Consider the following 9,439-nt stretch of genomic DNA (forward strand, 5'->3'; position numbering starts at 1 on the left):
AACACGATGCCCCTCCTCGAAGTCAACAACCTCCAGATCGGCCTGCAGACCCAGCGCGGGCCGGCGCAGGCCGTGCGCGGCATTTCGTTCTCGCTGGAGCGCGGCGAAACGCTGGGCATCGTCGGTGAGTCGGGCTGCGGCAAGTCGATCACCGTGATGTCGCTCATGGGTCTGCTGCCCTCGAGCGCAAAGGTCACGGGCAGCATCAAGCTCGACGGGCAGGAACTCGTCGGCCTGCCCGAGAAGCAGATGTGCCAGGTGCGCGGCAACCGCATCGGCATGATCTTCCAAGAACCAATGACCGCGCTGAACCCGGTGCACACCATCGCACGCCAGGTCGGCGAGCCGCTGCAGCTGCACCGCGGGCTGACGAAAGCACAGGCGCGCAAGGAAGCACTGGGCCTGCTCGACCGCGTGGGCATTCCCGATGCGGCCTCGCGGCTCGACGCCTACCCGCACCAGTTCTCCGGCGGCCAGCGCCAGCGCATCGGCATCGCCATGGCGCTGGCCTGCGGCCCCGACCTGCTGATTGCCGACGAGCCCACCACCGCACTCGACGTGACCATCCAGAAGCAGGTGCTCGACTTGATCCAGGGCCTGGTCAAGGAAATGGGCATGGCGCTGATCCTGATCTCGCACGACCTCGGCGTGATCGCCAACAGCGTGCAACGCATGCTCGTGATGTATGGCGGCAGCGCCGTGGAAAGCGGGCCGACCGACACGGTCTTCGCCGGCCGCGCCCACCCCTACACGCGCGGCCTGTTCGCGGCCCGCCCTGCCCTCGGCGCCGTGCGCGCCGGGCGGCTGCCCACCATCCGCGGCAGCGTGCCCGAGCTGGTGGACATGCCACGCGGCTGCGCCTTCGCAGGGCGCTGTGCCCACACCATCGACCTGTGCCACAGCACGCGGCCGCAACCCACGCTGCTGCCGAACGACCACACCGTGCGCTGCCTGCGGCTGGGTGAAATTGCATCCCTGGAGGCCAGGACCGCCCAGGCCGCCACCACGGTTCTCTCCGCATGAGCCAGTCCACGACCACCCCCGGCCAGCCCCTGCTGGCCGTGAACAACCTCTACCGCCACTACGCGCTGCCGCGCGAAAAGCTCTTCGGCCCGCCACCCACGGTGAAGGCGCTCAACGGCGTGAGCTTCGACGTGCGGGCCGGCCAGAGCGTGGGCATCGTCGGCGAATCGGGCTCGGGCAAGTCGACCATCGCGCGGCTGGTGATGGCGCTGGACACACCCACCTCGGGCTCCGTGTCGCTCGAAGGCCGCAACCTGCACACGTTGTCGAAGAACGAGCTGCGCACCGCGCGCCGCGACTTCCAGATGGTGTTCCAGGACCCGTACGGCTCGCTCGACCCGCGCCAGACCGTGGCGCGCATCGTCGCCGAGCCGCTCGAGGCGCTGGCCGAAACCAGCCGCGCCGAACAGCGCGAGCGCGCTTCGGAAGCACTCGCCGCAGTGGGCCTGCGCACCACCGACATGGACAAGTACCCGCACGAGTTCTCGGGCGGCCAGCGACAGCGCATCGCGATTGCGCGCGCGCTCATCACGCGCCCCAAGCTCATCGTGGCCGACGAGCCGGTGAGCGCGCTCGACGTGTCGGTGCAGGCCCAGGTGCTCAACCTCATGCAAGACCTGCAGCAGCAGTTCGGCATCAGCTACCTGCTCATCAGCCACGACCTCGCGGTGGTCAACCACCTGTGCGACGAAGTCTGCGTGGTCTTCAAGGGCCGCATCGTGGAGCGCGGCCGCCCCGCCGACCTGTTCGCGCATGCGCAGCACGAGTACACGCGCACGCTGCTGTCCGCCGTGCTGCACACGCCGTCCCGCTAGCCGCGGCCGGCGCTCTCTTTTCCATCCCACCTCCAGGAGCTACCGAATGTTGAAGCGACGCACACTCATGACTTCCGCCATGGCGGCGGCAATCCCGGGTGTCTTCCTGCCCCAGGCGCGCGCGCAGGCGGGCAAGAACACGCTGACGATCGGCATGCCGCTCGAACCGCCGGGCCTGGACCCGACCACGGGCGCCGCCTCGGCCATTGCCGAGATCACGCAATACAACATTTTCGAGACGCTCACCAAGGTGAACGCCGACGGCTCCGTCACGCCGATGCTGGCCGAGAGCTGGTCGTCGTCGCCCGACATGAAGACCTTCGTCTTCAAGCTGCGCAAGGGTGTGCGCTTCGAGAACGGCCAGCCCTTCAACGCGGCGGTGGTGAAGTTCTCGTTCGACCGCGCGGGCGGCGCCAAGAGCACCAACAAGGACAAGCGCTTCTTCAGCGAGATCGGCACCGTGGTGCTCGACGAATACACCGTGGGCGTGAACAGCACGCTGCCCAACCCCGACCTGCCGTTCATGCTGGGCCAGTCGACCGCTTGCCTGGTCGAGCCCAAGAGCGCCGACACCAACGCCACCGCGCCCGTGGGCACCGGCCCGTACAAGCTCGCGGCCTGGCAACGCGGCGCCTCGTGCACGCTGGTGAAGTCGCCCACCTACCGCGACCCGAACCTGGCGAAGACCGAGCGCTTCGTGTTCCGCTTCATGTCGGACACCGCGGCGCAGACCGCCGCGCTGATGGCCAACGACATCGACATCTTCCCGCGCGCGGGCACGCGCTCGGTGGCGCAGTTCAAGGGCAACCCGCGCTTCCAGGTGATCGAGGTGGGCACGCGCGGCAAGGTGATATTGACCATCAACAACCGCAAGAAGCCGCTGGACGACGTGCGCGTGCGCCGCGCCATCCTGGCGGCCATCGACCGCAACGCGATCATCCAGGGCGCGGCGGACGGCTTCGGCAAGCCGCTGGGCAGCCACTACGCCATGGGCGCGCCGGGCTTCATCGACACCACGGCGATCAACCCCTTCGACATCGAGAAGGCGAAGAAGCTGCTGGCCGAGGCGGGCGTGAAGACACCGCTCGAACTGCGCCTGCAACTGCCCCCGCCTTCGTATGCACGCCAGGGCGGCGAGATGATCGCGGCGCAGCTGGCGCAGATCGGCATCAACGTGAAGATCCAGAACGTCGAATGGGCGCAGTGGCTCAACAGCACCTTCGGCGGCGCGCACGACTTCGACCTGACCATGGTGGCCCACGTGGAGCCCTTCGACCTGGTGAAGTACACCGAGCCCGACTACTACTGGGGCTACGACTCGAAGAAGTTCCGGGACCTGTTCGTGACCATCCAGAACGAAGAGAACAAGAAGCGCCGCGCCGACCTGCTGGCCGAAGCGCAGCGCCAGCTGGCGACCGATGCAGTGAACGGCTTCCTGTACCAGGCCGTGTTCCCGACCATCGCGCGCAAGGAAGTGAAGGGCCTGTGGCCGAGCATGCCGATCGTGGTGAACGACCTGGCCGCCATTTCGTGGAGCTGATGCAATGACCAAGCCTCTTTATTCACTGAGCGTGCAGGAACTGCACGCCGCCTACGCCGCCAAGGAGCTGTCTCCGGTGGAGGTGACGCGTTCGGTCAACGAACGCATCGCGGCCTATGAGCCCGAGCTGCACGCGACATGGCTGTTCCGCCCCGAGCTCGCGCTCGAGCAGGCGCGCGCGTCCGAGGCACGCTGGCTGGCCGGCACCCCGCGCGGCACGCTCGACGGCGTGCCCGTGACCATCAAGGACAACCTCGCGACCGAAGGCGACCCGATGCCCCTGGGCACCGCCGCCTACGCGCTCGTGCCGCAGACGCAAGACTCGCCCCCGGCCGCGCGCCTGAAGGAAGACGGCACGGTGCTGGTCGCCAAGACCACCATGCCCGACCTGGGCATGCTGTCGTCGGGCCTGTCGAGCTTTCATGAACTTTCGCGCAACCCGTGGGACCTGTCGCGCACGCCCGGCGGCTCCAGCGCGGGCGCCGGCGCGGCGGCCGCCGCGGGCTACGGCCCGCTGCACGTGGGCACCGACATCGGCGGCTCGCTGCGCCTGCCGGCGAGCTGGTGCGGCATCTACACGCTCAAGCCCAGCTTCGGGCGCATTCCGCTGAGCTCGCCCTACATGGGCCGCTGCGCCGGCCCGATGACGCGCACCGTGGCCGATTCCGCATTGATGATGGCCTCGGTCGCGCAGCCCGACGACCGTGACTATTCGGAACTGCCCGCGCCCACCATCGACTGGAACGCCTTCGAGGTCGACCCGTCGTTTCTCAACGGCAAGCGCGTGGCGCTGCACATGGACGCGGGCTGCGGCCTGCCGCTGGACCCGCAGATCGCCGAGGCCGTTCGCCGTGCCGCCAGGCGCATCGAGGCCGCGGGCGCGCACATCGAAGAAATTCCGGCCTTCATGACGCCGGCGATGCTGCAGGGCATGGACCACTTCTGGCGCATGCGCTCGTGCCTCGACATGCAGGCCATGACTGCCGAGCAGCGCGCGAAGATCCTGCCGTACATCCGCGACTGGGCCGAGAGCGCGGCCGGATTCTCGGGCGCCCAGGTCTTCGACGGCTACAGCCAGTTCGTGGCCACGCGCGCGGCCACGGTGGCCGCCACCAAGGCCTACGACTTCGTGCTGTCGCCGGTGTCGCCGAACCTGCCCGCGCCCGCCGACCATGCCTCGCCTACCAACGACCCGATGCGCCCGCTGGAGCACATCGGCTTCACGGTGCCGTACAACATGTCGGAGCAGCCGGCCGCGTCGATCAACTGCGGCTACTCGGCCGAGGGCCTGCCCATCGGCCTGCAGATTGCAGGGCGCCGCTTCGACGACCTGGGCGTGCTGCAGTTCAGCCGTGCGTTCGAGCAGATCCGCGACGCGCAAAGACCCTGGCCGGAACCGAAATGACAGCTCGGCGTCCAATGACGCCGACCGCAAGGAGACAAGACACATGAACGCAACCCACTACATCGACGGGCGCCGCGCGCCCTCCGAAGGCAACGCCACCATCGACGTGATCGACCCGAGCGACGGCCAGAAATTCGGAGAGATCGCGCGCGGCACGGCCGCCGACGTCGATGCCGCCGTGCGCGCCGCGCGCCGGGCCATCGGCGACAACTTCGACGGCCCCTGGGGTGCGACGACCGCGCTGGAGCGCGGCCGGCTGCTCGCCAAGCTGGGCGCCGCCGTGCTGGAGCACCACGAAGAGCTCGCGCAGCTCGAAGCCCGCGACACCGGCAAGGCGCTGCGCGTGGCGCGCAACGACGCCACCGCGCTGGCGCGCTACATGGAGTACTACGCCGGCGCCTGCGACAAGCTGCACGGCGACACCCTGCCCTACGAGCGCGGCTACACCGTGCTGACGGTGCGCAACCCGCACGGCGTGACGGGCCACATCGTGCCCTGGAACTACCCGATGCAGATCGCGGGCCGCAGCGTGGGCGCGGCCCTGGCTGCGGGCAATGCCTGCGTGGTGAAGCCGGCCGAGGACGCGAGCCTCTCGCTGCTGCGCCTGGCGGAGATCGCGACCGAGGTGGGCTTTCCGGCGGGCGCGCTCAACGTGGTGACGGGCTACGGCAAGGAAGCCGGCGCGGCGCTGTGCGCGCACCCCGGCATCGACCACATCTCGTTCACGGGCTCGACCATGACCGGCCGCAGCGTAGGCCTGGCCGCGGCCGAGCGCCACTGCCCGGTGACGCTGGAGCTGGGCGGCAAGTCGCCGCAGATCGTGTTCGCAGATGCCGACCTGGACGCGGCCGAGCCGGTGCTGGTGAACGCCATCATCCAGAACGCGGGGCAGACCTGCTCGGCGGGCAGCCGCGTGCTGGTAGAGCAGTCGGTGTATGAAGAGGTGGTGCAGCGGCTGGCCAAGCGCTTCGCGGCCGTGAAGGCGGGCACGCCGGCGGAAGACCTGGACATGGGCCCGCTCATCAACGAAAAACAGTTCCGCCAGGTGCGCGACATGGTCGCCACCGCCGAGGCCAGCGGCCTGAAGGTGGCCGCGCGCGGCACGGTGTCGCCCAATGCGTCGGCCACCGGCTTCTACCAGGAGGCGGTGCTGTTTCGCGATGTGCCGCACGACAGCGACTTGGCGCAGCGCGAGGTCTTCGGCCCGGTGCTGGCGGTGATGCCGTTCAAGGACGAGGCCGAGGCGGTGCGCCTGGCGAACGGCACGGACTTCGGCCTGGTGGCCGGCGTGTGGACGCGCGACGGCGCGCGCCAGCTGCGCATGGCGCACAAGCTGCGCTGCGGCCAGGTCTTCGTGAACAATTACGGTGCGGCGGGTGGTGTAGAACTGCCCTTCGGCGGCGTGAAATCGAGCGGTTTCGGCCGCGAGAAGGGCTTCGAGGCCCTGCTCGGCTTCACGACCCTCAAGACGATCGCAATCAAGCACGGATGACACCATGACCACCACTGAACAACAAACTCCACGCCGCGTGGGCCTCGTCGGCGTCGGCCTGATGGGCCACGGCATCGCCAGCAACATCGTCAAGCACGGCCACCAGCTGACGGTGCTGGAGCATGCGGGCAACCAGCCCATGGACGGCCTGCTGAAGGCGGGCGCCACGTCGGTGAAAGACGTGGCCGCGCTGGCCGCGCAGGTCGACGTGCTCATCCTGTGCGTCACGGGTACGCCGCAGGTCGAGGCGGTGATGCTGGGCGACAAGGGCGCGCTGAGCACGCTGCGCGCGGGCACGGTGGTGATCGACTGCTCGACGGCCGTGCCCGCCTCCACCGCCAAGGTGGCCGAGGCGGTGGGCGCCAAGGGCGGCAAGTTTCTCGATGCGCCGATGACGCGCACCGCGAAGGAAGCGGCCGAAGGCCGGTTGAACCTGCTGGTGGGCGGCGATGCCGACGTGCTCGACTCTTGCCTGCCGCTGCTGCGCTGCTTTGCCGAGAACATCACGCACGTGGGCGGCACCGGTGCGGGCCACGCGATGAAGCTGCTGCACAACTTCGTGTCGCTGGGTACTGTTGCGCTGCTGTGCGAAGCGGCTGCGTGTGCCGAACGCGCGGGCGTGAAGCCCGATGTGTTCGTCGACGTGCTGGCCAAGGGCGGCGGCAACGGCGTGGCGCTGGAACGCGTCAAGCCCAAGCTGCTCACCGGCAGCACCGATTCGCTGAAGTTCTCTATGGCCAATGCGAAGAAGGACCTGGGGTACTACAACGACATGGCGGAGCAGTCTTCTTCCAGTCATGGCATTGCGCAGGCTGTGGATGCGCTGCTGACGCAAGGTGTCGAGAAGTTTGGTGGGGACCGGATGGTTCTCGATCTGGTCGAAGCACTGCGCTGATTTCTTTTCCCTGTGCATCGCCCCTCTGTTCAGGGCGCGTGCACAAGCCGCCGGGTACTTCCCTCCGCGAATGTCCCCCGGGGCTTCGCCCCTCCTCCTTTATTTCGCTGCGTGAAGCACCCGACGCCCTGCGCACGGTGAGTGCTGCCGTGGCGTTGGCGGTTCAATTGCTGTGACGGACTACAGGTCGTTGATATGCGCCGGCACGCTGATGAGCGTGCGCTTGAGACGGGCAGGCAAGCGGGATTTCGCAGGGCGGGCGTCGGCCCCGGCCGAGATTGGCGTGGCTGCGTTCGATGTCTGCTTGCAGACGGGTTGCAGACCAGTGCTCGTCACAATAGCGAGTGTCAAGTCATGGTCTGGAAATACTCAAAATGATGGATTGGGTCCCTGTCGTCTTCATTGCTTTCAAGGTTCTCGTGTTCGGCACGGGCATGTTCTTCGCCATCAAGTGGCACTATGAGCGAGGGAAGAAGCACAAGGAGAAGCAGAGCGCGGTGCTGCGCGCGGGCGGCAAGGTGGCCGCAATCTTCGTGCTGTCGCTCCTGGGCCTCTCGCTTCTCACCTTAGGCCTCAGCAGCATGCTCGGTTTGGACTTGACCTTCCCATGATGGCAAGGGATGGTCGGCCGATGCCCAGTTGTGCGGCGGCCATTCCCAGATGCGGCTATCGGACAGCGTCGACACGCGGGTCAACACGTCACTTGAAGGCCGCTGTCGCGAGACAGCGCACGGTCTTCTGCGCTGATGGGTCGTGTGGCTACAGCCGGCCACAAGGGTCCTTTGCGGGCTGCCGCAGAATCAGCCAGAACCGGCCGTTTTCCTCGCCGGCACAACGCGACCAAGGCAGTCGCTTCTAGAGACGCTACAGAGGCCATCATCGGCATGACAAATTCATACTCGGTTCGCAACGAAGCTCCCTCTGTCGCTGTCTACTGCCGGCTCCGAGCCGCAGCTGGTCTGAGCTCAAAGACCGAAGAAGCAGCGAGTCGAGGTCTGCAAGGGAGCCTCTTCTCCGTTCAGGTCGTCTTCGATGGAGAGGTTGTCGGCATGGGCCGGGTCGTGGGCGACGGGGGTTGCTTCTACCAGGTTGTAGACATTGCGGTCATTCCCTCGCACCAGGGAAAGGGCCTCGGCAAGGTCATCATGCGTGAAATCATGAGCTACGTTGAAGCCAACGTGCCAGCAAGCGGGTACGTGAGCCTCATTGCTGATGGACTCGCCCAAAATCTATACGCCGGCTTCGGGTTTGCCGCCACTGCACCAAAGTCGATTGGAATGGCGCTTGTTCGGCGCGCGAGCGACCCCTGCTGAACAAGGTTGCATAAGGCACCCATCGGCCAACAGCCGTCGTTGGCGAAGGGCTTTCGACTTAGAGCGCCGCTGGGTGGTCCTCGAGCGGCACGAAGGAATCGCCGGAGGGTGCCAGGGCCACGATGGAGCCGGACTCGATGTCGTACACCCATCCGTGTATCGTCAGCTTTCCTTGCGCCAGCGCGAGCGCCACGGAAGGATGGGTGCGCAGGTTGTTCAACTGTGCGATGACGTTCTCACGCACCATGCTGTCGACGCGCGCGCGCTCGCTGTTGTGGTGCTTCGACTCGTTGATCATGCGGGCCGCGTCCGCATAGCGAAGCCAGTTCTTCACCGCCGGCATGTGCTCCAGACACGCGCAGGTGGCAACGGCTGTCATCGCACCGCAGTCAGAGTGGCCGCATATGACAATGTCGGTGACCTTCAAGGCGGCGACTGCGTATTCCACCGTTGCCGACACGCCCCCAGGTTCCGGACCGAAGGAGGGAACGATGTTGCCGGCGTTGCGGATGACGAACAAATCGCCGGGCTCGCGCTGCGTCACCAGCTCAGGGACCATGCGACTGTCCGAGCAGGAAATGAACAGCGTCGTCGGCTCCTGCTTGGTTGCGAGCTTCTGGAAGAGTTCCCTGCGAGTGGGAAACACCTCTCGCTGGAACCGCAGGAATCCATCTACAACGTCACGCATCGAGTCTCTCCAACTGATGGTGAATTTTACCAAGGAGCGGGTGCGGCGTTCAAACACGAGGTGCGTCGCGCGCTGGAGCTGGCGGAGCAGACCGACACCTGAAGCGGGCGGCCGCCCGGGCCTGCTGGACGGCGTCGGTCTCCGGCAGAATGCGGCCGAGGCTGTGTGGAAACTCCAGCGGTGCATCCAGTATGCCGAAGCATCGCGTTTACAGAGCTCTGACGACGTCTCGAGCGATCCGACGGTCTTGTTCCGCGTGTGGGGGTTT

General features: G+C 67.0%; 9 protein-coding genes. 8 read left to right on the forward strand and 1 reads right to left on the reverse strand.

Features of this window, described 5'->3' with window-relative positions; all coding sequences use genetic code 11:
* Nucleotides 1-6 precede the first annotated feature (6 nt).
* The 8 genes from AC0IYU_RS26290 (at nt 7) to AC0IYU_RS26325 (ending at nt 8,483) form a co-directional block, all read left to right on the forward strand.
* Complete coding sequence (locus AC0IYU_RS26290; protein ID WP_472123045.1) at nt 7-1,023, forward strand: ABC transporter ATP-binding protein; 1,017 nt, start codon at nt 7-9, stop codon at nt 1,021-1,023.
* Nucleotides 1,020-1,838, forward strand: a complete 819-nt coding sequence (locus AC0IYU_RS26295) for an ATP-binding cassette domain-containing protein (RefSeq protein WP_472123048.1) — start codon at nt 1,020-1,022, stop codon at nt 1,836-1,838. The genes AC0IYU_RS26290 and AC0IYU_RS26295 overlap by 4 nt, the downstream gene beginning before the upstream one ends.
* Before the next feature lie 46 nt (nt 1,839-1,884).
* The gene (locus AC0IYU_RS26300; RefSeq protein ID WP_472123051.1) at nt 1,885-3,378 is read left to right on the forward strand and encodes an ABC transporter substrate-binding protein; all 1,494 of its coding nucleotides are present in this window, start codon (nt 1,885-1,887) and stop codon (nt 3,376-3,378) included.
* A 4-nt stretch (nt 3,379-3,382) separates the two neighbouring features.
* A complete protein-coding gene (locus tag AC0IYU_RS26305) occupies nt 3,383-4,783 on the forward strand; it encodes an amidase (protein WP_472123054.1) in 1,401 nt (466 codons plus the stop codon).
* Between the two features lie 43 nt (nt 4,784-4,826).
* The gene (locus AC0IYU_RS26310) at nt 4,827-6,275 is read left to right on the forward strand and encodes an aldehyde dehydrogenase family protein (protein ID WP_472123057.1); all 1,449 of its coding nucleotides are present in this window, start codon (nt 4,827-4,829) and stop codon (nt 6,273-6,275) included.
* A gap of 4 nt (nt 6,276-6,279) precedes the next feature.
* On the forward strand, nt 6,280-7,170 hold the full coding sequence (locus AC0IYU_RS26315) for an NAD(P)-dependent oxidoreductase (protein WP_472123060.1): 891 nt from the start codon (nt 6,280-6,282) through the stop codon (nt 7,168-7,170).
* 374 nt (nt 7,171-7,544) lie between these two features.
* Nucleotides 7,545-7,781, forward strand: coding sequence for a hypothetical protein (locus AC0IYU_RS26320; RefSeq protein WP_472123063.1), 237 nt, complete (start codon nt 7,545-7,547; stop codon nt 7,779-7,781).
* Between the two features lie 273 nt (nt 7,782-8,054).
* Nucleotides 8,055-8,483 carry a GNAT family N-acetyltransferase gene (locus tag AC0IYU_RS26325; protein ID WP_472123066.1) on the forward strand — a complete coding sequence of 143 codons (429 nt, stop codon included), beginning with the start codon at nt 8,055-8,057 and terminating at the stop codon, nt 8,481-8,483.
* A gap of 58 nt (nt 8,484-8,541) precedes the next feature.
* On the opposite strand, the gene AC0IYU_RS26330 is transcribed toward AC0IYU_RS26325, so the two are convergent.
* Nucleotides 8,542-9,171, reverse strand: a complete 630-nt coding sequence (locus AC0IYU_RS26330) for a carbonic anhydrase (protein ID WP_472123069.1) — start codon at nt 9,169-9,171, stop codon at nt 8,542-8,544.
* Nucleotides 9,172-9,439 lie beyond the last annotated feature (268 nt).

This window comes from Variovorax sp. AC103, assembly GCF_979254005.1.

Excerpts from the sequence above, each read along its gene's own strand:
- AC0IYU_RS26330 (WP_472123069.1), bottom strand. The coding sequence starts at position 9,171 with ATGCGTGACGTTGTAGATGGATTCCTGCGGTTCCAGCGAGAGGTGTTT.
- AC0IYU_RS26320 (WP_472123063.1), top strand. The coding sequence starts at position 7,545 with ATGATGGATTGGGTCCCTGTCGTCTTCATTGCTTTCAAGGTTCTCGTG.
- AC0IYU_RS26310 (WP_472123057.1), top strand. The coding sequence starts at position 4,827 with ATGAACGCAACCCACTACATCGACGGGCGCCGCGCGCCCTCCGAAGGC.
- AC0IYU_RS26290 (WP_472123045.1), top strand. The coding sequence starts at position 7 with ATGCCCCTCCTCGAAGTCAACAACCTCCAGATCGGCCTGCAGACCCAG.
- AC0IYU_RS26315 (WP_472123060.1), top strand. The coding sequence starts at position 6,280 with ATGACCACCACTGAACAACAAACTCCACGCCGCGTGGGCCTCGTCGGC.
- AC0IYU_RS26295 (WP_472123048.1), top strand. The coding sequence starts at position 1,020 with ATGAGCCAGTCCACGACCACCCCCGGCCAGCCCCTGCTGGCCGTGAAC.
- AC0IYU_RS26325 (WP_472123066.1), top strand. The coding sequence starts at position 8,055 with ATGACAAATTCATACTCGGTTCGCAACGAAGCTCCCTCTGTCGCTGTC.
- AC0IYU_RS26300 (WP_472123051.1), top strand. The coding sequence starts at position 1,885 with ATGTTGAAGCGACGCACACTCATGACTTCCGCCATGGCGGCGGCAATC.
- AC0IYU_RS26305 (WP_472123054.1), top strand. The coding sequence starts at position 3,383 with ATGACCAAGCCTCTTTATTCACTGAGCGTGCAGGAACTGCACGCCGCC.